This is a genomic window from Pseudomonas sp. NFACC25, assembly GCF_900100935.1.
Taxonomy (GTDB): Bacteria; Pseudomonadota; Gammaproteobacteria; order Pseudomonadales; family Pseudomonadaceae; genus Aquipseudomonas; species Aquipseudomonas marginalis.
In genome coordinates, this window is record NZ_FMUC01000002.1 from 473,494 (window position 1) to 494,799 (window position 21,306).

The window sequence follows — 21,306 nt, forward strand, 5'->3', positions numbered from 1 at the left end:
ATGACTGAGCTGTCGCAGGTGTCGGTGACGGCACTCAAGGGTGTCGGCGAGGCCATGGCCGAGAAGCTGGCCAAGGTCGGCCTGGAAAACCTCCAGGACGTGCTGTTCCACCTGCCCCTGCGCTATCAGGACCGCACTCGCGTGGTGCCCATCGGCCAACTGCGTCCCGGGCAGGATGCCGTGGTCGAAGGCACCGTCAGCGGCGCCGATGTGGTGATGGGCAAGCGCCGCAGTCTGGTGGTGCGCCTGCAGGATGGCACCGGCGGCCTGAGCCTGCGTTTCTACCATTTCAGTAACGCACAGAAGGAAGGCCTCAAGCGCGGCACCCGCGTGCGCTGCTACGGCGAAGCGCGCCCCGGCGCCTCGGGCCTGGAGATCTACCACCCGGAATACCGTGCCATTACCGGTGACGAACCGCCGCCGGTGGACACCACCCTCACGCCGATCTACCCGCTCACCGAAGGCCTGACCCAACAGCGCCTGCGCCAATTGTGCATGCAGACCCTGGGCATGCTTGGCCCGCAGAGCCTGCCCGACTGGCTGCCCCTGGAACTGGCCCGCGACTACCAACTGGCGCCACTGGCCGATGCGATCCGCTACCTGCATCACCCCCCTGCGGACGCCGATGTCGACGAACTGGCCCTGGGTCATCACTGGGCCCAGCACCGCCTGGCCTTCGAGGAGCTGCTGACTCACCAACTGTCCCAGCAACGCCTGCGCGAAAGCATGCGCTCCCTGCGTGCGCCGGCCATGCCCAAGGCCACGCGCCTGCCTGCGCAATACCTGGCCAACCTCGGCTTTGCGCCGACCGGTGCCCAGCAGCGCGTGGGCAATGAAATCGCCTACGACCTCAGCCAGCACGAGCCGATGCTGCGCCTGATCCAGGGCGACGTGGGCGCGGGCAAGACCGTGGTCGCCGCCCTCGCCGCCCTGCAAGCCCTGGAAGCCGGTTACCAGGTGGCGCTGATGGCGCCCACCGAGATCCTCGCCGAGCAGCACTTCATCACGTTCAAGCGCTGGCTCGAGCCCCTGGGCCTGGAAGTCGCGTGGCTGGCCGGCAAGCTCAAGGGCAAGACGCGCGCGGCCGCGCTGGAACAGATCGCCGCCGGTGCACCGATGGTGGTGGGCACCCATGCGCTGTTCCAGGACGAAGTGCAGTTCAAGAACCTGGCCCTGGTGATTATCGACGAACAGCACCGCTTCGGCGTGCAACAGCGCCTGGCCCTGCGCCAGAAAGGCGTGGGCGGGCGCATGAACCCGCACCAGTTGATCATGACCGCCACCCCGATCCCGCGCACCCTGGCCATGAGCGCCTACGCCGACCTCGACACTTCGATCCTCGACGAACTGCCCCCCGGCCGCACACCGGTCAACACCGTGCTGGTCACCGACACCCGGCGCGTCGAAGTGATCGAGCGTGTGCGCGGCGCCTGCGCCGAAGGCCGCCAGGCGTACTGGGTGTGCACACTGATCGAAGAGTCCGAGGAGCTGACCTGCCAGGCCGCCGAGACCACCTATGAAGACCTCACCAGCGCCCTGGGGGAACTCAAGGTCGGGCTGATCCATGGGCGCATGAAGCCCGTCGAAAAGGCCGCGGTGATGGCTGAATTCAAGGCCGGTAACCTGCAGCTGCTGGTCGCTACCACCGTGATTGAAGTGGGCGTGGACGTGCCCAACGCCAGCCTGATGATCATCGAAAACCCCGAGCGCCTGGGCCTGGCGCAATTGCACCAATTGCGCGGCCGTGTTGGCCGAGGCAGTGCCGCCAGCCACTGCGTGCTGCTCTACCACCCGCCGTTGTCGCAGATCGGCCGCCAACGCCTGGGCATCATGCGCGAGACCAACGACGGTTTTGTCATCGCCGAAAAAGACCTTGAACTGCGCGGCCCCGGCGAAATGCTCGGCACCCGCCAGACCGGCCTGCTGCAGTTCAAGGTCGCCGACCTGATGCGCGACGCCGACCTGCTGCCCGCCGTGCGCGACGCAGCGCAGGCATTGCTGGAGCGCTGGCCGGATCACGTCAGCCCGCTGCTGGATCGCTGGCTGCGCCATGGGCAGCAATACGGCCAAGTGTGACGCCTGCCTCACTTATCCGACCTACAGGTGTATCAAGCTGGTTATACTTCGGTGACTGTAAGAAATTGGATCAGGCCATGTCAGAAGTTGCCCACGCCACAGCCCCATTGACCGCCCCGCCGGTCATTCGGGCTTTGCTCGCAAAACTCGCCATCAGCTACACGGAAGTCACCGAACATCCGGGCCTGAATCCTGCGCAAAAAGTCCAGGCCGTCTTGCTGGAAGACGCGGTGGGCGCCCTGATGGTGCTGTTCCCGCAGAACCAGCTGCTGGACCTCAACCGCCTCACCGAACTCACGGGTCGCCGCCTTACGGCCGTGTCGCCGGAGCGCGTCGCGCGCATGCTGGGCAAGCACGACCTGAGCCTGCTGCCGGGCCTGCCGGCACTCACCAGTTCACCGTGCCTGTACGAAGGCAGCCTGCTCGACGAACCGAGCCTGCTGGTGCATTCAGGTGAAGCCGGGCTGCTGCTGGAAATCGCCAGCGATGCGTTCAAGACCATGCTCACCAAGGCCAGCGCCGCCCAGTTCGGTGAACCGCTGAGCAACATCCGCCCGAACCTCGACCGCCCCAATGATGACCGTGAGGAAATCACCCAGGCGATGCAGGCGTTTACCGCCCGCCGCATCCAGCAACGCCTGGAAGCGACCATCGAGATTCCACCGCTGGCCGACACCGCCCAGAAGATCATCAAGCTGCGCGTCGACCCCAATGCCACCATCGACGACATCACCGGCGTGGTCGAAACCGACCCGGCCCTGGCCGCCCAGGTGGTGAGCTGGGCCGCATCGCCGTACTACGCATCGCCGGGCAAGATCCGCTCGGTGGAAGACGCCATCGTGCGCGTGCTGGGTTTTGACCTGGTGATCAACCTCGCCTTGGGCCTGGCCCTGGGCAAGACCTTGAGCCTGCCCAAGGACCACCCGCACCAGGCCACACCGTACTGGCACCAGTCCATCTACACCGCCGCCGTGATCGAAGGCCTGACCCGCGCCATGCCCCGCGCCCAGCGCCCGGAAGCCGGCCTGACCTACCTCGCCGGCCTGCTGCACAACTTCGGCTACCTGTTGCTGGCCCATGTGTTCCCGCCGCACTTCTCGCTGATCTGCCGCCACCTGGAGGTCAACCCGCACCTGTGCCACAGCTATGTGGAGCAACACTTGCTGGGCATCAGCCGCGAGCAGATCGGCGCCTGGCTGATGCGCTACTGGGACATGCCGGACGAGCTGTCCACTGCCCTGCGTTTCCAGCACGACCCGACCTACGATGGGCAATACGCCGAATACCCGAACCTGGTGTGCCTGGCCGTGCGCCTGCTGCGCAGCCGGGGGATTGGGTCCGGGCCGGACGAGACCATCCCGGACGAACTGCTTGAGCGTCTGGGCTTGAGCCGTGACAAAGCGGATGAAGTCGTGGCCAAGGTGCTGGATGCCGAGGTGCTGCTGCGCGAATTGGCCTCGCAGTTCAGCCAGGGCTGAATCTGGCGCCTGTCAGATAGCTATCCAACTCGGTCGACCTGAAAGCCTACTTCTTTTTCTTCGGCTTCAAATACTTGGTCAACCCCTGGAACCAGATCACCAGCGCCGGGTTGCCCTTGATCTGGATCGACTTGTCCTGAATCCCCGTCATGAACGCCAGTTGCTTGTTCTTCGCCTGCATCGTGGCGAAGCCGTAGGCCGCATCCTTGAACGCAATGGCAAACGCCGGCGCCGGGTGGACACCCGAGCGACTGGTGATGCGCTGGTCCTTGACGATGAAGTGACGGGCAACCTTGCCGTCGAGGGTCTGCAACTGGAACGCGAGGTCTTTGTCACCCAGCTGTTGCTGGAAGGCAGGATTGGTGCGGCTGGCTTTGCCCATCATCAGGCCCAGCACCCACAGGAGAAGACGAAATTTCATGCACACGGCCTCGGTGTAATTATTGAGTGGCCGCAGCAGTTTAACCAATTGCAAAAAGAACGCTACCGATCTTGCGCATTAGCGGAAGATCGGCTGGCGTTTGACGCTTATAGCAGCATGTTACTTAAACGTTAGGGCAAGGCACCGGAGCCCAGTCGACCAGGTTAGGATCGCGGCAAGTGCCTTCGATCTGCGCTTTACCAGCGCTGGCGACCTTCTTGCTTTCATCCTGCTTGGTCTGGGCGGTCTGGAAGGTTTTCTCGGTGCTCACGGCTTCTGTTGGTACGGTTGGAAGCGGTGGCTTTTTCGGTGGCTTGGTGCCGGTACCTTTCTTCTTGCCCGGCGTCACAACGGGCGTTACATCGGCCTTGGCCACGGTGACCACGTCGGCACGCTGTACGCCAACCTGCTGCAGGTCTTTCTCGTAGGCCTGGGTGTAGTTGTTCAGGTCTTCGGCGGCTTTGCCGTTGACCGCCACGATCAGGTCATTGGATTCCTTCAGGCCCGAGACGATTTCCGCCAGGCGCTTGCGGCCTTCGGTGTCGTTGACGGTCTTGGCTTTGCGATCCGCCACCAACTTGGTGAATGCGCTCTGGTAGCACTGCTGGGACGCCCTGGCGTACGCGGTGCTGCGGTCGATGTCGGAGGCGCTTTTGTTCACGTCAGCCGCATACGAGGCAATGCGCTGGTTGTCATCGGCGATCTGCTTCTGACGCTCGGTGTAGTAACCCGCTGCGCCGCCGGCCAGGGCCCCGCCCGCTGCACCGATGGCGGCGTTACGGCCACGTTTTTCCTTGTCGCCGGTCAGGGCGCCGAGCAGGGCACCGCCGGCCGCGCCGATGGCCGCACCGGTCACCACCGACTTGGTCATGTTCGAATCGGTGGCGCGCAAGTGCTGCACCGGCTCGTAGCAGTTGGGGTAGTACTCGACCTTGGTGCTCGACGCGACCTTGGAGGCCGGCGACGTGGCGCAGCCGGTCAGCACAGTGCTGAAGCCGGCCGCGATCAGCAGCAAGTGACGCTTGGAAACCGCCTTACGGGAAAAAAGCATAGGTTGTGTTCTCTTCTAAGTTTGACTTGCCCAGCACGGCCACTGCCGCCTGAGTCCCTTCCAAGCTCGCCATACAGCCAGCGATCAGCGCTGACCGCTCGCTGCGAGCAATTCCTTCAAGATCGTCGCCGGGTCGGCCCGCTGTTGCTTGCGGTAGTTGCCGACATGGCGAACGAACAGTGTTGCGCGCGTCACCAGGCTCTTGCCGAGCACGGGCTTGCGATCCAACTCTTCCTTGATCCGTTGAAACTGCGCCTGGATCACCGCATCGGTGTAACGCGTGCCGGTGGCCAGGTTGTCGATATAGATCGCCACCGCGCCATCGAGGGCGCTGCGTCCGTTCTCGATGGCCGTGGCAAACAGTGCCGCGCTGGCCTCTTCCTTGTTGTCCAGGGCCTGCTGGCGACTCTTCTGCAGGTTGGCCAGGCGGATGTTGTAGTTGCTGATGGTCTCGGCCACCAGCGCGGCCGACTGAATCAGGTTGCCCGCCGCTTCTTCGCGTTGCTGGGCGATCAGCGAGACATTGCGCTTGAGTTCTTCATTGACCAGCCCGAGTTCGGCCTGCAGCTTGGGGTCGACGCTGGCGGCGATGATGCTGTCCAGGCGCTTGGTCGGGTCCTGGGCGTCATCGATGGCGTCGGTCAGCGAGGCCAGGCGGCCCTCTTTCTGCCACTGCGCAAACAACTCCTTGTAACGCGAGCGCGGCGCCGACAACGCACCGATTGCCACGCGAAAACCCGTGGTCTCGTTGCTCTGCTCGGTGCCGTCGGCGGCGAACAGCGGGTATTCGCGGCGCATGCCGGTAAACAGCGTGCCCTCGCCTTCGAGGTAGTTGCCGCCCTTGACCACAAAGCCGCCGTAGGTGCCCTGGCGACGACCGGCGTGCACCAGCTGGAAGGACTCCTGGACCATTTCCGCGGCGTTGCCGATCACGTCGAACATGCCGATGGGGTTGGGCAGCTTGGTACCGATAGGCATCAAGCGTGCGGCCTGGCCAGTACCGCCGGCGACCTGGTTGAACACCGCGTAATCACCCAGCGGGCCATCGCTTTCACTGCCTTCAACGCGGCGTGGAAACAGGCGCCCTTCCAAGTCCTGGCGACTCACCGCCTGGCCACCGCGTGCGGCGAACTCCCACTCCACTTCAGTGGGCAGGCGCACGAAACCCAGGCCGCCGTCTTCCGCCGACGACCCACGACCGCTCACCGGCAGCAAATCGCGGTGGTATTTCATCAGCCAGGCGCTGTACACCGCCGAAAAGCGCTCGGCCTCAAAGCGCGACAGCTTCACCTTGGGCAAACGCCCGGCCATGCCGGTGGGCGCATCGCACGCCGGTGCCGGTTCGCCACTGGCCAGGGATTGCGCCTGGGCCATCACCTGGGCGTACTGGCGGGCGGTCACTTCGTACTTGCCGATGAAGTACAGCATGGGCTTGAGCGGGGTCTTGGCGTCGGTCTTCGGCATCAACGGCGCAATGACTTTGCTCCAGTCTTTCGGCAAGTCCTTGAGGGTGAACTGGCCGTTGATAAAGTCGCGGCGGTAGCCGGAGATAAATGACTGCTGGTAACCCGCCTCGCCTTCGGCGAAGGGGTAGCCGAGGCTGATCTCGCGGTCATCCAAGGTCCCTTGGGCCAGCACATAGGCGTAGCGGAACACCATAGTGCCTTCGCACGGCAGCGGCAGGCTGACGTCGTCGGGCAACGGCTTGGGGTTGTCGAGCTTGTCGCTCGCTTCATCGGCCATGGCCAGCGAGGCCAGGCTCAGCGCCACAACGGCGCCCAGTAACTTATACATCTCTGATTCCTTCAGAAGCCTGGATACGCGCCACTCGCCAACCACCACAGGCTGCCGCCACGGCGCTGACGCCAAGGACTGCAACCAGGGCCACGCCATAGTGACGCGCCAGCAGGTGGCTGGCGTGTTCGCCCGGCACCTGCACGAATAACTTGTTCAACGCCGCCTCGGCCAGGCCATACAGCCCAACGCTGAGTAAAGCGGCAAACCCTGCGCTGTACAGCGCCTGCAGCACCACAAACAACAACAGCGCGCCGGTGGAAAACCCCAACAGGCGCAACACCGACAATTCCCGGCGCTTGCGCGCCACAGCGGCCAACGCCCCGGCGAAGATCGCCGCAAACGCGCCCGCCAAGGCCAACCCGGCGATGATCCAGAAGACGATCGACAGGTTGCGGCTCAGCGACTGCACCTGGGCGATCGTCTGTGCCTGGGTCGATACCAACAGATTCTGCCCGGCGAAAAATACCCGCAGCGGCTCCACATCGGCCAGGCTGCGCGCATACAAGCGAAACGCCGGATACACCCGCTGCTCGCTCACACCCACCTCATCACCGGCCCAGCCCAACGCCGGTACCGCACGGCCATCGCGGTAATCTTCCGCCGCTTCCAGCAATCTCAAATCGGCAAACAACCCATCCCGGGCGAAGGCTTCCAGCGGCAGCACCGCCAGTACCTGCAAGCGCGTGCGCTGGGCTTCTACACGCCCCGCCACTTGCCGCGCAAAGCTGGTCTCCAGCCAATCCCCAGGCCGCGCCGCAAGCTTCTCGGCAGCGGTGTGGCTCAGCACGATCCGGTCCAGGCCCCTGGGCATCGGCAGGCCGCTGAGCAGCGGATCACCCGCAGCGGTCGGCAGCATTTCCAGGGTCAGCGTGCCCACCTGCGCCGTCGCCGCAATCTGCCGCGTGCGCGGTAAGGCGAACGCCACATCGCTGCGCTGGCCGAGCTGTTCGACAAATGCGCTGCTGAATCGACCACCGCCCAGCGGAATAATTTCACGGGTGGCCGGATCGGTCTCCAAACGTTCGGTCAAACTGCTAACCAGTCCAAATTTCAGGCCGAACAACACCAGCAACGGCGCGATCACCGCCACCAGCGCCAACACCGAACAGGCCGACAGCCAGGCATCGTTGCGATAATCCTGCCAGGCCAGGGACGCCACCAGAGGGATGCGCATCAGCACGCCTCCCCAAGGGTCGCGGTGACGCCGCCATCGGTATCGCGACGGCAACTGATGCGCCGCACCTGCAAGCCACTGGTACGGGCCAAGGGTTCGTCATGGGTGGCGATCACACAGGCGGTGCGGTGCTCGCGGGCCTGGGCCAGCAGGGCCTGCATCACGCGCTCGGCGTTCAGCGGATCAAGGGACGCCGTCGGCTCATCGGCCAGCACCAGTTGCGGTGCATGGGCCAGGGCGCGGGCGCAGCTCACACGTTGGCGCTGGCCCACCGACAACGCGGCCGGCTTCTTGGCCAACTGGTCGCTGATCTCCAGCTGTTCCGCCAGGCGCGTCACGCTGCCGTCGTCTTTCAACCCCAGCAGTTGCCGGGACAGCGCGATATTGCTGCGCACATCCAGAAAGCCCAGCAGCCCGCCGGTTTGCAGCACATAGCCCAAGTGCTGGCTGCGCAGCGCGGCCAGGGTGGATTGCTGATCGGCGCGCCACAGTCCACCAATGTCCTGCCGGTTGAATTCGAACCGGCCCACCTGATCCGGCGCCAGTACCAGCGCCAACAGATCCAGCAAGGTGCTCTTGCCGCACCCGCTCGGCCCGACAATCGCCAATTGCTCGCCGGCACGCAGGTGCAGCGCCGGGATCACCAGGCTGTAACGCTGGCTGCCGACACCCCGGCTCTTGTGCACCGCGCTCAGGTTCAGCATTACGGCAGCGTCGACAACGGCACGCGGTACAACGCATCGCCCGGCTCGGCATCGCCGAAACGGACCCAGTTGGCCACGTCATTGTGGAAGGTTTCGTAGAGGCGGATTTTCGAATCCAGCTCGTCGATAAAGTCTTCCTGCTCGGCCACGCTCAACGACAACCACAGGTCCTGGGTCATGTTCAGCGACTTGCTGCGGTACGGCAGGCCTTCAAGGTATTCGCCGAGAATGCCGCCGTCGGCCAGGTTGCCGCCCTTGCGCAGGGCTTGGGGGTCGCGGCTCATATAGGCCGAGGCGCTGGCGATTTCCTGGAAGAAATCCTTGGGCGAGGTCTGGGTCTTGCGCGCCGCATCGACGATCAGTTTCAGCGACTGTTGCAGGTCATTGAGCTGCAGCTTGGTCAGCATCACGCACACCTGGAACGCCGGCAGCGCGGGGTTGGTCAGGTCGCGGTCGGCGGTCCAGGCACTGACCAGCTGCGGCGCCTGGCTGGCGTTCCGGCGCCCGAGGAAGTCCATGTGCATGGCATAGCCGACCGCTGCGGATTTGTCCGCCAGGCTCGGCGCGGCACTCAGCAGCGGCACCGCTTGCGGCGTATTGCTGCGCACCTGGTGCACGAGGTTGGCGAACACACTGCCGATCTCGTCGACACGCTCGCCCAGCTTGCGCACATCGCCACCCGGCACGGGCGTGTACAGGTCGCCGATCTGCGGGTTGGCGTCGGCGGTGAGGATGCGATATTGGCTCTCGGCGCCGGCGTGGGTTTTCTTGCCCGCGTCGGTGCGCAGGTGCAGCGCGTAGATCTTGATCTGCTTGCCCAGTGCGGCCTGGCGCACTTCGGCTTCGTTCATCTGGGTGGCGGCAAACGGGTCGTTCTTGCGCAGCGCGCCCGCATCGGTGACCAGCAGGATGATACGACCGCCGTAGCCGGACCAGTCCATGCCGTCCACGGCCTGCATCACCCCGGCAAACGCGTCCTCGTTGAAGGAGTGGCTGGACACGGTAGACGCCTTGACCTGGCGCGCCATGTCGAGGAAGCGTTGCGGGTCACGACCCTGGTCGAGGCTGATCAGGGTCTTGGCCACGTATTCCAGGCCTGGGGTTTTCTTGATGCTGCTCCGGAAACCGACCATGCCGAAGCTGACACTGTCCAGCTCGCCACGCTCGGCGATACGGGTTTGCAACTCGTGCACCACGTCGCGGATCTGGTCGATGTAGGGCTGCATGGAGACCGTGGTGTCCACCACCAGCACCACGGCAGTGCGGAAGGCGTCGGCATTGGCGTTGATCACCGGGGTCGATGGTTTGGCCGCAGCGTTGCTGCCCGGGTCGATGGAGGCGACGTTAAGCAACTGCACCGGCTGGCCGTTTTCGTCGAAGCTCTCCTTGGCGTCGAAGATCGGCAACAGGTAGAACTGGTTCTGCGGCACCGCGCTGGCGGCCGGCTCCAGGGCCAGGACCTGGCCGTTGTCGTCGCTGTTCTTCTGCGCCTTGGCCAGCACGCCTTTGGCGGCGGCTGGATCGGCGAGCAACTTTTCCACTTCGCCGGATTGGCGCAGGAACATCACCGGCGCCCGGCCGGAGCGTTCGGTGAACTTGAGCACGAGGCTTTGCTTCCAGTCGCTGACCTGGGCGGCCGGCAACCAGCCGTCGCTGCGGCCATCGGTGGCGGCACCGACGCGCACCCACGGGCTGCCGTCGACGTCTTTGCGCTGGTACACATACAGCACGGAGAACGCCGGCAGGGCCTTGCCCGGCGCGCCGCCGGCGTCATCCGACAGCTTGGCGCCGGGCTTGCTGAGGACGCGCTGGAACAAAGTCTTCTTACCGGCCATCAACAACGGCCGTTGGCCGCCGTCCACTTCGGCGGCCGCAGTGGGCGTTGCCGGGGGCACGTCGGCGACCGCCGCCGGGGGCTTGGCCTGAGGCACGACGGCAGCCGGCGGCTTGGCCGGTTCATCACTGCCGCTCAACCACCAGTAACTGCCGCCACCAACGGCCAATGCGACGGCCACCGCCACGGCGGCCAGTGCCAGCACCGGCCCACGGCGTTGCTCGGACACGGCCTTGTGCTGGGTCGGCGTTACCACCGGCTGGCGTACCGGTTGCGCCTGGGGCCTGTCGGTCGGGATGTCGATGGTGACCGGGGTCATGCCCGCCAGATCAAAACTCAGCGGGATCGGCAACGGCCGCACCAGCGTGGCCTCCGGCGACTCCGCAGGCAGGTTATCCAGCGCCTGCAGCAGCGCCGCCGCATCCGGGAAACGCTCCGCCGGGTCCTTGGCCAACAGCTTGCGCAGCACGCCCTGATAGCGGCCGTGGTGCACCGGCAATTCCGGCAAGGGTTCGGTCAGGTGCGCCAGCGCGGTGGACAGCGCATCGTTGCCGTTGTACGGCAGCTTGCCGACGAGGATTTCATACAGCACCACGCCCAGCGCGTAGAGGTCGGCACGGCCATCGATCTCCTGGCCCCGCGCCTGCTCCGGGCTCATGTAGCTCGGCGTGCCCACGGCAAAGCCGGCCTGGGTGAATTGGGTGCGGTCGTCCAGGGACTTGGCGATACCGAAGTCCGACAACACCGCCGTGCCATCGGCGCGGAACAGGATGTTTGCCGGCTTGACGTCGCGGTGCACCAGCCCCTGGGCATGGGCATAGCCCAGCGCCGAGGCGATCTGGCGGATCAGCGTAATGCCCTGCTCCGGCGTCAGGCCGGCGGCGATGCGCTCCTTGAGCGTGCCGTTGGGCAGGTATTCCATGGCCATGTAGTACAGCTCACCGACATTGCCGATGTCATGGATGGTCACCGTGTGCGGGTGGGACAGCCGCGCCAGGGTCTTGCCCTCGCGCAGGAAACGTTCGCAGAAGCTCGGGTCGGCCGCCAGCGCCGCCGCCATCACCTTCAACGCCACCTTGCGCTCCAGGGAGCGCTGGGTCGCCAGGTACACGCTGGCCATGGCGCCTTCGCCGATCTCGCCGTCGATGTCATAGCCCGGAATCACAATGTTCATGCCGATACCTTCACGACGATGGCGGTGATGTTGTCCGGCGCGCCACGGTTGAGGCCCAGGTGCACCAGGCTGCGCACGATTTCATCCGGCGCGTCGTGGCTGAGCACTTCGCGGATCTCATGGTCTTCGACGGTCTTGTTCAGGCCATCGCTGCACAGCAGGTAGCTGTCGCCGGGGGCGATCAGCAGGTCGACCACCGCCAGTTCCAGCTGGGCTTCCACGCCAATGGCGCGGGTGACGATGTTGGCGCGCGGGTGCACGCGGGCATCGGCTTCGCTGAGCAGGCCGCTGTCCTGCAGGTCCTGGACGTAGCTGTGATCGCGAGAGATGCCTTCGAGCACGCCGTCGCGCAGGCGGTACAGGCGACTGTCGCCGGCCCACAGGCACACACCGCGCAAGCCGCGCGCGGCGAGCACCACCACCGTGCTGCCCATCATGGTCACGCCACGGTTGGCGGTTTCTTCACGCACGGCGGCGTTGATGCGGGTCAGGTCATTGCGCAGGGCTGCCGAGTACTCGTCGAGGGAACGGCCCATCGGCACGCTGCGCAGGCTGTCGACGATCAGGCTGCTGACATAATCCCCCGCCGCGTGCCCGCCCATGCCGTCGGCCACCACCCACAGGCGGTTTTCCGGCAGGTCCAGGCACGCGTCTTCGTTGACCTGGCGAACCATGCCCACATGGCTTTTGCTCGCGGATTTGTACGTCGACCCCATCTACACCACACCTTCTTGTCCGAGCAGAAACTGCGCAAAATCGCCGGCGGCAGGCAGGCCCTGACACCGCAATAAACCAGGGGAAATCGTCTGCGAACCACGCCCCCACCACAGGCTCGCACCGTCGCAGGCCTGTTCGGCGAGCGCGGTCATGCGCTGGTGCGGCACGCTGGCCGCCACGCGCTGCAGGCCGGCGAAACGGCTGTCCACCGCACGCGGCTCGGTCGCCGGTAAGCCCAGGTCGTCGAGGCCAGCGTTGAAGCGTTCAAACGTCGCGCCGGCATCCAGGGTGCTGAGCAACAGCTCTTCGGCCTGCTCGAACCAGCTGTCCGGCCCGCCCACCAGGGACGCCGGGTTGATGTCGTGATCGAGCAAGGCGACCACCGCCAGCGGGAAATAGCGCCCGACCCGGTCAATGCTCGGCATCACCACGCCCGCCGCCGCGTCCGGCCCGCACACGCCGGGCGCCAGCACAAAGCGCCACAGAGGGCTGACCAGGTACGCATTGAGCCAGTCGGCGCCGAGGCTGTTCTGGCTGGCGAGCAACCCCGCCGCCAGCCAGCTGTCCCACGGGCCGATAAAGCTCTGGGGCAAGGCACGGCTGACGAAATCTCCGCGACTGGCCAGCTTGCCGTAGAAACCCAGCGTCGTCATAACCGCTCCGGCAGGCTGAAGCCACTGAGCACGCGGCTCTTGAACGGGTTGAAGGCGCTGTTGGCGCGCAACTCGTAGGCGATGCTCGCACCGTCGACGCGCAGGCGCAGGTTGAAGCGGTCCGGCGAGTTGCCGGCGGTGAGGTCCGACTGTTCCAGCAGGCGGAACCAGGCCCACGGCCCGTCCAGGGTCACGCCCGAGCGGCCACTGGCCGACGGCGGCATGATCGAGATACGCACCACGCCAATGCTGCCGGGGTTCGGCCATTGCATCGCCACCGGGCGGCTCGGGCCGTGGTCGTAGCTCAATTGCTGGCCGTCGAGGTCGAGCAGGAACTGGGTGATGGTCGGGTCCATCGACACCGGCTTGAGTTCGAAACGTACGATCGGTTGGGTGCCACCGGAGCGGAAAAATGCATCGCGGATCGTCGCCGCGCGCTGGAAGGTTTGCAGCACGCCCGGCGCAATCCCGAGTTTCTGTGCCGCGCCCGGCTGCCAGCGCCAGGTCTGTGCCGAGGTGTCCACGTACGGCTGCAGGTATTTGCGGAAGTAGTTGTCCATCACCCCGCCCACACCGAAGAACTGGCCGAAGTCATCCAGGGTCGCATCCCGCGCACTGCCCGGCGACATCGGATAGCGGCCGGCCAGGGACTGACGGTACACATTGACCACTTCGCTGACCCACGCCGCGTTCAGTTGGTTACGCACCCCGCCCATCATGCTGTTGGTGGTGGAGTTGACCACCGACTTGACCATGCCCTGCACCAGCGGCGGTTGGCGCTCGGCGTTCAGGCTGACCCGTGTGGCCGCAGCCGCCGCCTGGTTCTTCGCCTCGCCAAGCAAGGCATCGCCGCTGGCCCCGACCATGGCGCTGACCTGCACATACAGGGCGTTCATGTCCGACAACAGACCGTCGATGGCCGCCGGTTCACCTTCGTTCTTGCTGACGATGCTGTTGAGTTCGGCAAAGTGCGCGGTCACCGGATCATCCGCTGCAGCCGGCGCATTGGCCGTCGGTTGCTCCTGGCCGAGCAGGCTGCCGAGGCGCTCCTTGAGCTTGTCGACGCCACCTTCCACCGGCACGCCTTTGGCGGCCAATTGGCGCTCTTCGGCTTGCAGATCGGTTTCCTTGGCCACGGCCACCAGCAGTTTTTTCAGCGGCGAACTCGGCCCGGAAATCACCCGCAGCACATCGGCCGCCTGGGCCACGCTGGTGATCGGCACAAAGTCGATATCGGCGAGCAGCGCATCCCACTGGCGCTGATAGTCCTGGAAATACAGGCGACGCACATCGGCGGCCAGGCTGACCACGTTCTGCTGATCGGCCTGCTCATGGCCCAGCACCCATTGCTCTTCGGCCAGGGTGCCGGTCTGGTTCAGGCTGCTGAGCAAAAACGCCTGGCGATAACCCTTGGCGGTGAAAAAGCCACTCAACGGCTCGCCCAGCGGCTTGCCGCTTTTACGGCTGAACACCAGCGCAGCGTCACGGCCAGCGGCTTCGTTGATACGGAAGTCCGGGATGCCTTCGGGCAGTTTCTGGCGCTTGACCCGGTCGTAGACACGCTGGGCCACCGGCAGTTGTTGCAACTGGCGACGCAGATCGTCGATCAAGCGCGGGTCAAGGCGCGCATTCGGCGGATGGCGCTCGAACAGCGCCTGCAAGTGCCCGCTCAACGCCTGGCGCTGATCGGCCGGCAGGTCGCGCGGCAGGTTGCGGTCCCAGTCGAGGGCGATCCAGGCCTTGATGAAGTCCGGGTCGTAATGCTCGCTGTCGGCGAGCATCAGGTAGGCCTTGAGGCCTTCGTAGAGGAAGTCGGAGTTGCCGCCGCCGTGCAGTTGCTCCTCGATGCGCGTCACCAGGCGCGGCGCAAACACGGCGATCAACAGCTTGCGATAGACGCTGGCGGACTCGGCTTCAAGCATATCGCCCTGATACAGCCCCAGGCCTTCGGACCAGCTCGGCGAATCCCCCGCGAGGTTCTTCACCGCATTGAGCAGCGGCAGCACCGCGAGCACTTCACGCTGTGCCGGGCTGAGGTTCTGGACGGTCTGGCCCAGTGGCGCGACCTTCTGGTCGACCTGGGCGATATACGCCTGGTTGGCGCGATAACTCACCCACCACAGGCTGCTGACCACGATCACCAAGGCCACGGTGGCCGCGAGTACACCGCGTGCGATCCACGTGCGCCGACGCTCGACTTTCGGATTGACGCCCACCAGGCCACGTTCGGCAAAGGCTACGGCGGTGAAGAGTTTTTCGATGAAGTAACTGCGCCCGGTGCCGCTCTGGCGCGCCAGGTGCTGGCGGTCCAGGTTCATGCTCTGGGCCATGGCGCCGATCAGGCGATCGATCGGGCTGCCTTCCTGGGTGCCGCTGGTGAAGTACACGCCGCGCAGCAATACGCGTTCTTCAAAGGCATTGGGCTTGAACACGCCTTCGAGGAAGCTTTGCAGGCAGTCCTTCAATGCGCCGAACTGCTGCGGGAAACCGTAGATCAGGTCGCGCCGCGCCGGGTCGCGCTCCTGTTGCAGGCGCTCCACCAGGCGTTCGTTGAGGCGCTGCTCGAGGCCGGCGAATTCGCTTTGCAGGTGCGCCAGGGGGCTGTCGCTGTTCTTGCCGTCGTCCAGGGCAAAGGTCATGCCCCAGACCTGGGCGCGTTCTTCCTTGCTCAGGTTGTCGAAGAACTCCATGAAGCCCGGCACCAGGTCGAGCTTGGTCAGCATCAGGTAGATCGGGAAACGCACGCCCAATTGGGTGTACAGCTCCTGGATACGCAGGCGGATCGCCGCCGCATGGGCCGCGCGCTCGGCATCGGTGCCCAGCAGCAGGTCCGACAGGCTGATGGCGATAAAGGCGCCATCGATGGGCCGGCGCGAGCGCTGCTTTTTCAGCAGGTCGAGAAAGCCCAGCCAGGCGGCTTTGTCCACCGTCGAATTGCTGTCCTGGGTGGTGTAGCGGCCGGCGGTGTCGAGCAATACCGCCTGGTCGGTAAACCACCAGTCGCAGTTGCGCGTACCGCCGACACCGCGCACCGCCCCGGCACCCAACTGGGCCGCCAGCGGAAAGTGCAGCCCGGAGTTGACCAGCGCCGTGGTCTTGCCCGAACCCGGCGGGCCGATGATCACGTACCACGGCAGCTCATAAAGGTTGCGACGTTCGTCGCCACCGAGCTTGGCCTTTTTCAGCAGCGCCAGGGCTTCGTCCATGCGCTGGCGCAGGGTGGTGAGCTCTTCGGCGGTGGCCACGCTGTTGGGGTCGGCCGGGGTTTCGGCCGCCAGGCTGCGCATCACTTCGGCCGCCTGGCGCCGCGCCTGGATGATGCGGAACACGCGGTAGGCGATCCACACCGCAAACACCAGGATGATCAGCGCCCAACGGCGCCCTTCCGGCACCAGCACGTCGAGCAACGGCCCCACAAACCAGATGATCAGGCTCAGGGCGATCAGGCCCAGCACGGGGATCACCCAGCGAATCATGAAACTGAAAAACGCCTTCACTCGACGCCCTCCGCCAATACGGTGATTTCAACCCGACGATTGCGGGCACGGCCTTCGGCAGTTGCGTTGGTCGCCAACGGCTCGGTGTCGCTGCGGCCCTCGGCACTGAAGCGATCAGCCTGGCCGGTCTTGGCCGCGAGGATTTCCAATACCGACTTGGCCCGCGCTTCGGACAATGCCCAGTTGGACGGGAAACGCAGCGTAGCAATCGGGCGGTTGTCGCTGTGCCCGGTGACGCGCACCTGGCCCTTGACCTTGCGGATGGCGTCGGCGATGCGCAGCATCAGCGGCTGGTAGTCATCGACGATGCTGGAACTGGCGGACGCAAACAGCTCATCGCCACGAATGGTGACCACGGAGCGGTCGACCTTGTCTTCCACCGCGACGCGACCGGCCTTGATGTCTTCCGCCAGGAAGCCGGCCAGACGCGGACGCTCGATCACTTTGGGCTGTGCCACCGGACGGTCGATGGCCTGCACCGGGATCTCGCCCAGGGCATGGATGTTCTTGAACACCGGCTCGGCCTGCGCCGCCAGCAGCAGGCGCAAGGTGAACAGCAAGGCCAGCAACAACGCCAGGCCGATCGCCACGGCGATCCAGGGCGGCATGAACTGCGCCAGCCGATCACGCGCGACGGTGACGCCACGCCAATGGGGCGACAGTTCGCGCTCGTGGTCACCGCGAGCACTGCGAATCGCCGCCGCCGTGCGCTCACGCAAGGCTTCCAACTGGCTGCGACCGTCGTTCATCACGCGGTAACGGCCTTCGAACCCCAGGCACATGCACAGGTACAACAGCTCCAGCAGGTACAGGCGCTCCCGTGGACTTTGCAGGCAGTGGTCGAGTAACTGGAAGACTTTTTCGCCCCCCCAGGCCTCGTTGTGCACGGTGATCAACAGGCTCTGCTTGCCCCAATCGCTGGTGCTGCCCCACGGCGTGCTCAACACCGCCTCATCGAGGGCGGTGCACAGCGCGTAGCGCGCCAGCAGCACCTCGTTGCGGGCCACGCCAGCGGCTTCGGCGCGTTCTTCGAACTGGCGCAGGTACGCCAGCAACTGCGCGCGCAGGCTGGCCGGCGCCGGGTGCGCGATGGTGTTGCGCAGGCGCGTCAACAGCGCCAACAGCGGGCCGGCGGCGCTTTCCAGCGGGTTCAGGCCCTGGCTTTTGCCGGTGAGAATCGGCGCGGCCGGCATCGACAGCGGGGCCGGCTCGGCACGCGCGGGTTCCGGCGCGCGGCCACCCGGGCGCGGCATGAACTGGGTGCGGTCGTCATCATTGGGATGCATCGCGGATTATCCTCGGATCGCCCAGAAGGCCAGGTTCAAGCCCGGGAACTGCCCGGCGATATGGAAGGCAAAACCACCGGAATTGCCCAGTTGCTGCCAATGCTCGCTACCACGGTCCAGTTCGTAGTACGTCGAGCCTGCGTGGTACGGCAGTTGGCGCGGCGCCACTGGCAACGGCAGCAAGGTGATACCCGGCAGTTGCAGGTTGACCAGGTCGCGGATGTGCTCCACCGAACCGACCTTGCTCTGCTGGCCGAAGCGCGCACGCAGGGTTTCTCCGGGCACATCGGCACGGACCACGAGGATGAAGCTGGCGCTGTCGAGCAGGGTCTTGTCGGCCAGCATGGCCACGTGGACGCCGTAGGCTTTCTCGACAATCGGGATCGGCGTGGCCTTGCTGTCGATCAGCATCGACAGGGCTTCGCGCAGGGCCGCCATGACCGGGGCGAAGCTCAGGGCCAGGTCGTCGTGCTGGTATTGCGGGTATTCCTGGGGACGACGGCCTGAAGTGGAAAAGGTCGAGAACTCACCGGCCAGGCTGACCAGTGCGCTGAAAAAGCGCTCCGGGTGCAGCGGGCTCAACTGGCTGAAATGCTGGATCAGCGGCTGGGCGCGGTTGACCAGTTGCAGCAGCATGAAGTCGGCGATCTCCGACGCACCGCCGGCCCCAGAGGCAACCACGCGGCCCGCCAGGGCTTCGCCGCGCTGGTGCAGCAGGCCCAGCAGTTCGCTGCGAAACGCGCTCAACGGCTTGCTCGCGGCCACGTCCAGCACGGGCGGGATGTAGCTGTCGTCTAGGACCAGCGCACGGTCGGCGCGTTTTTCCTTGATGCGCACCAGGCCCACGGCGGCGTAGTCACTGATGCCATCCTGGGCGGTCAGCAAGCGCAGGGCCCGGGAACCCACGGCCACCGGCGCGCGGTTTTCGAACGGTGCGTTGTCATCCCGCACTTCGCGCACCTGGCTCACGTAGCGCGCGGCTTCCAGGGCTTCGCCTTCATCCACGGTGTCGCGGGCCCCCGCACGCTTGAGTGGCAAGGCCAGGTAGACCAGGCCATCGCGCAGGTTGTCGTCGATGTTCAGCGGGCTGGGCGCCAGGTCATCCTGGGGAATGTTGAACGGCGTGCCGTCGGGCAACAGGCCGCGCGCCGAGACGATGGCCAGCTTGCCCTGGGCCAGCAGGCCCTGGTCGATCAGCAATTCGGAAAACCCCCAGGCGCCGGCGGACAACGGGCGGCTGCGGGCGTCGATCAGGTTTTCCAGGTAACGGTCATGCTGCTGGAAGTGCTGCGTTCCGATGAACATGCCTTCCGACCAGACCACGCGATTGTTCCAGGACATGGGGAGCTCCGATTGCTTCTTATTGGGCAGGGCTGGATGGGGTGACCACGACGTCGGCGCGCACGGCACGCACATCGAGGCTGATCTGGTATTCGGTGTATTGGCGCGCCGGCACGTTGATCACCGTGCGCCATTGCGCGCGGTCCAACTCGCGATAACCCACCAGCAAGCCGATCTGGCGCGTGGAGGGGTCGAGGTCGCGCTGGATGCTCAGTTGCTGGCCGGGTTGCACCATGACTTCGTCCTGGTCCAGCAGGTCCAGGCCGAGGGTCGATTGCGCACGGTCGGCCAGGGCGAAGTAATCGGAGCGGGCGAAGGTGGCGGCGTTCTTCAGTTCGAAAATGCGCACCCGCACCGGCGCGGCCTGGCCGTTGGCGCCGGGGTTAAGCCCGGCAATGGCGTGGAAGTGCAGCTCGACGGCGGCGGTGTCCACTTCAGCCTCAGCAGCCGTTTCGGGTTTGACCGCATCCTTGCTACACGCGGTCAGCAGCAGCGCGGTGGCGACTGCGAGTAAAAACCTGGGAATCATCCTGCGTCCTCAATGACGTACTTAGCTATCCGTTAATCCATAGGTTGCGGCGCGGTTTTACCGACGCTGTCGCGCGCTGTGTTCTTCGTAGGCCCGGCTGAATTCACGGCCGAACAGGTCCTGGAAATCTTCCTGGGCCTCGCGGGAAATATTGCTGTAGAGCTCGGTGAACTGCTGCCAGTACTGGGCCTGGCGCGAGCCGGCGAACAGGTTCGACAGCCCGCCGGGCTTGCCCATGCGCTCTTCCAGTTGCGCCGGTTCAAAGCGCGTGAGCAGGTGCTTGATCGCTGCTTCCACCCCGGCCATCACCGCCAGTTGGTGGGCGCGCAGGTCATCAAAACTGTCGCGCACGGCAATGTCCGGCGCCATAAACGCCTGGTTGCCGTGGCGAAGCAAAAGCAGTAACGCTTCGTCGGCATTCGGTGCGAATTTCAACGGATTGTTTTCGGCAGGCTGGATCATGGTCTGCTGCATGCGGAACTCACCCTTGAGGCTGGCGCGGGCACGCAATACGTCGATCAGGCCTTCGACCATCAGGCGGTAGCTGCGGCCGATGTTTTCCATCTGCGCCTCCGCCTGGGCCTTGTCCAGGCGCAACTGGTCCAGGCCGGCACCGCGCAGGAAGGCTTGCAAGAGATCGGGCTGCCGGGTGTCGGCTACAGGGGGCGCTGGCTCGACCACGGGTGGCGGCTGGATGATCGGTGCGGGTGGCGGTGGCGGAGGCGCACTGGCCAACGGTGCCGGCGTGTCGCCAAACAGGTCCCAGTCTTCGGGAATCACCGAGCCCGAGACCACAGGCGTCTCGACCACGGGTACCGCCACCGGGGTCGGCGGGCGGAAGTCGTGTTGTTCGCTGGGAACATGGTCGGCCACGGTGGGCGGCGGCACGGTGGTGGGGCTGAGGAAGTCGAACAGGTCCGGCAGCGTGTCCATCGACGAAGCGCCCTGGAATTGCGGGGCAATCACCGGCGTCGGCGCGGGCTTGTTCGCCACGGCGCCCATCAGGGCCTCAAAGCTGTTCGGCGAATCACCGGCGAACGGCTGGCTGTCGATGGCCTGCATGTTGAAGTCGATCCGCGCCTGGATCTCGTAATCGCCGATGCGGATCAGCTCGCCATCCTGCAACAGCTCGCTGTTACCCCTGCGCAAACGGATGCCGGCGTTAACCAACTCCACACCGTTTGTACTGTTATCGGTTAAATAATAACGACCATCCTTGTATTGAATAACGCAGTGCTGCGAAGACACCAGGCGCTCGGGATCAGGCAATACCCAGTCATTATCCGAGCTGCGGCCGATAGCCATCGAGCCCTGGTTCATGGACTTTTCCGAGCATTGCCCGGGGGTAATCTTGTGATAACTAGTGATAGTCAAACACAGCGACATCTTGCCTCCTTGCTGATACTTCGCGCGCAGTCGACCCCAGGGACAGCGACGCCCGGGAGATCCCCATCAGGTCGTGCAATCGACCGTTCAAAACCTGCTGATGCCAGCATGATCGCTGATCTTAACTGGGCTCCATGACAAAAATCCTATGCCGGTGCGTCGTTCGACCCACCAGTCGCACAGGTTGT

The 21,306-nt window shown here is 65.1% G+C and carries 15 protein-coding genes; 2 read left to right on the forward strand and 13 right to left on the reverse strand.

What is annotated here, in order from left to right; translation table 11 throughout:
• Both recG and BLQ09_RS06350 read left to right on the forward strand, forming a co-directional pair.
• Positions 1–2,076, forward strand: a complete 2,076-nt coding sequence (gene recG / locus BLQ09_RS06345) for an ATP-dependent DNA helicase RecG (protein WP_092355872.1) — start codon at positions 1–3, stop codon at positions 2,074–2,076.
• A gap of 77 nt (positions 2,077–2,153) precedes the next feature.
• Entirely contained in the window at positions 2,154–3,554 is a 1,401-nt protein-coding gene (locus tag BLQ09_RS06350) for an aminoacyl-tRNA deacylase and HDOD domain-containing protein (protein ID WP_092355875.1), read from the forward strand.
• Between the two features lie 46 nt (positions 3,555–3,600).
• Here the strand turns inward: BLQ09_RS06350 and BLQ09_RS06355 are convergent, their stop codons facing one another.
• The 13 genes from BLQ09_RS06355 to tagH all read right to left on the reverse strand — a co-directional run bounded on the left by BLQ09_RS06355 (position 3,601) and on the right by tagH (position 21,118).
• Positions 3,601–3,975, reverse strand: a complete 375-nt coding sequence (locus BLQ09_RS06355; RefSeq protein WP_003195530.1) for a hypothetical protein — start codon at positions 3,973–3,975, stop codon at positions 3,601–3,603.
• Between the two features lie 124 nt (positions 3,976–4,099).
• A complete protein-coding gene (gene tagQ, locus BLQ09_RS06360; RefSeq protein WP_027608277.1) occupies positions 4,100–5,026 on the reverse strand; it encodes a type VI secretion system-associated lipoprotein TagQ in 927 nt (308 codons plus the stop codon).
• Between the two features lie 84 nt (positions 5,027–5,110).
• The gene (locus BLQ09_RS06365; protein ID WP_223841654.1) at positions 5,111–6,769 is read right to left on the reverse strand and encodes a formylglycine-generating enzyme family protein; all 1,659 of its coding nucleotides are present in this window, start codon (positions 6,767–6,769) and stop codon (positions 5,111–5,113) included.
• A 43-nt stretch (positions 6,770–6,812) separates the two neighbouring features.
• Positions 6,813–7,997 (reverse strand): FtsX-like permease family protein, encoded by a 1,185-nt coding sequence (locus tag BLQ09_RS06370; protein WP_092355881.1) that lies wholly within the window; start codon positions 7,995–7,997, stop codon positions 6,813–6,815.
• Positions 7,997–8,701 carry an ABC transporter ATP-binding protein gene (locus tag BLQ09_RS06375; protein WP_092355884.1) on the reverse strand — a complete coding sequence of 235 codons (705 nt, stop codon included), beginning with the start codon at positions 8,699–8,701 and terminating at the stop codon, positions 7,997–7,999. The genes BLQ09_RS06370 and BLQ09_RS06375 overlap by 1 nt, the downstream gene beginning before the upstream one ends.
• Positions 8,701–11,709, reverse strand: coding sequence for a serine/threonine-protein kinase (locus BLQ09_RS06380; RefSeq protein ID WP_092355887.1), 3,009 nt, complete (start codon positions 11,707–11,709; stop codon positions 8,701–8,703). Before BLQ09_RS06380 ends, BLQ09_RS06375 begins: the two co-directional genes overlap by 1 nt.
• On the reverse strand, positions 11,706–12,425 hold the full coding sequence (locus BLQ09_RS06385) for a PP2C family protein-serine/threonine phosphatase (RefSeq protein ID WP_027608272.1): 720 nt from the start codon (positions 12,423–12,425) through the stop codon (positions 11,706–11,708). The genes BLQ09_RS06380 and BLQ09_RS06385 overlap by 4 nt, the downstream gene beginning before the upstream one ends.
• A complete protein-coding gene (gene tagF, locus BLQ09_RS06390; RefSeq protein ID WP_027608271.1) occupies positions 12,426–13,079 on the reverse strand; it encodes a type VI secretion system-associated protein TagF in 654 nt (217 codons plus the stop codon). It abuts the gene before it with no gap.
• Positions 13,076–16,576, reverse strand: a complete 3,501-nt coding sequence (gene tssM, locus BLQ09_RS06395) for a type VI secretion system membrane subunit TssM (RefSeq protein ID WP_092355890.1) — start codon at positions 16,574–16,576, stop codon at positions 13,076–13,078. Before tssM ends, tagF begins: the two co-directional genes overlap by 4 nt.
• Positions 16,573–17,862: a DotU family type VI secretion system protein gene (locus BLQ09_RS06400; RefSeq protein ID WP_027608269.1), complete on the reverse strand. Its 1,290-nt coding sequence runs from the start codon at positions 17,860–17,862 to the stop codon at positions 16,573–16,575. The genes tssM and BLQ09_RS06400 overlap by 4 nt, the downstream gene beginning before the upstream one ends.
• A 6-nt stretch (positions 17,863–17,868) precedes the next feature.
• Positions 17,869–19,203 (reverse strand): type VI secretion system baseplate subunit TssK, encoded by a 1,335-nt coding sequence (gene tssK, locus BLQ09_RS06405; RefSeq protein WP_065926728.1) that lies wholly within the window; start codon positions 19,201–19,203, stop codon positions 17,869–17,871.
• Between the two features lie 19 nt (positions 19,204–19,222).
• A complete protein-coding gene (gene tssJ, locus BLQ09_RS06410) occupies positions 19,223–19,732 on the reverse strand; it encodes a type VI secretion system lipoprotein TssJ (RefSeq protein ID WP_027608267.1) in 510 nt (169 codons plus the stop codon).
• A 57-nt stretch (positions 19,733–19,789) separates the two neighbouring features.
• Positions 19,790–21,118 (reverse strand): type VI secretion system-associated FHA domain protein TagH, encoded by a 1,329-nt coding sequence (gene tagH, locus BLQ09_RS06415; RefSeq protein WP_027608266.1) that lies wholly within the window; start codon positions 21,116–21,118, stop codon positions 19,790–19,792.
• Positions 21,119–21,306 lie beyond the last annotated feature (188 nt).

Coding starts and splice junctions, on each gene's coding strand:
- recG (WP_092355872.1), top strand. CDS start 1: ATGACTGAGCTGTCGCAGGTGTCGGTGACGGCACTCAAGGGTGTCGGC.
- BLQ09_RS06350 (WP_092355875.1), top strand. CDS start 2,154: ATGTCAGAAGTTGCCCACGCCACAGCCCCATTGACCGCCCCGCCGGTC.
- BLQ09_RS06355 (WP_003195530.1), bottom strand. CDS start 3,975: ATGAAATTTCGTCTTCTCCTGTGGGTGCTGGGCCTGATGATGGGCAAA.
- tagQ (WP_027608277.1), bottom strand. CDS start 5,026: ATGCTTTTTTCCCGTAAGGCGGTTTCCAAGCGTCACTTGCTGCTGATC.
- BLQ09_RS06365 (WP_223841654.1), bottom strand. CDS start 6,769: ATGGCCGATGAAGCGAGCGACAAGCTCGACAACCCCAAGCCGTTGCCC.
- BLQ09_RS06370 (WP_092355881.1), bottom strand. CDS start 7,997: ATGCGCATCCCTCTGGTGGCGTCCCTGGCCTGGCAGGATTATCGCAAC.
- BLQ09_RS06375 (WP_092355884.1), bottom strand. CDS start 8,701: ATGCTGAACCTGAGCGCGGTGCACAAGAGCCGGGGTGTCGGCAGCCAG.
- BLQ09_RS06380 (WP_092355887.1), bottom strand. CDS start 11,709: ATGAACATTGTGATTCCGGGCTATGACATCGACGGCGAGATCGGCGAA.
- BLQ09_RS06385 (WP_027608272.1), bottom strand. CDS start 12,425: ATGGGGTCGACGTACAAATCCGCGAGCAAAAGCCATGTGGGCATGGTT.
- tagF (WP_027608271.1), bottom strand. CDS start 13,079: ATGACGACGCTGGGTTTCTACGGCAAGCTGGCCAGTCGCGGAGATTTC.
- BLQ09_RS06400 (WP_027608269.1), bottom strand. CDS start 17,862: ATGCATCCCAATGATGACGACCGCACCCAGTTCATGCCGCGCCCGGGT.
- tssK (WP_065926728.1), bottom strand. CDS start 19,203: ATGTCCTGGAACAATCGCGTGGTCTGGTCGGAAGGCATGTTCATCGGA.
- tssJ (WP_027608267.1), bottom strand. CDS start 19,732: ATGATTCCCAGGTTTTTACTCGCAGTCGCCACCGCGCTGCTGCTGACC.
- tagH (WP_027608266.1), bottom strand. CDS start 21,118: ATGTCGCTGTGTTTGACTATCACTAGTTATCACAAGATTACCCCCGGG.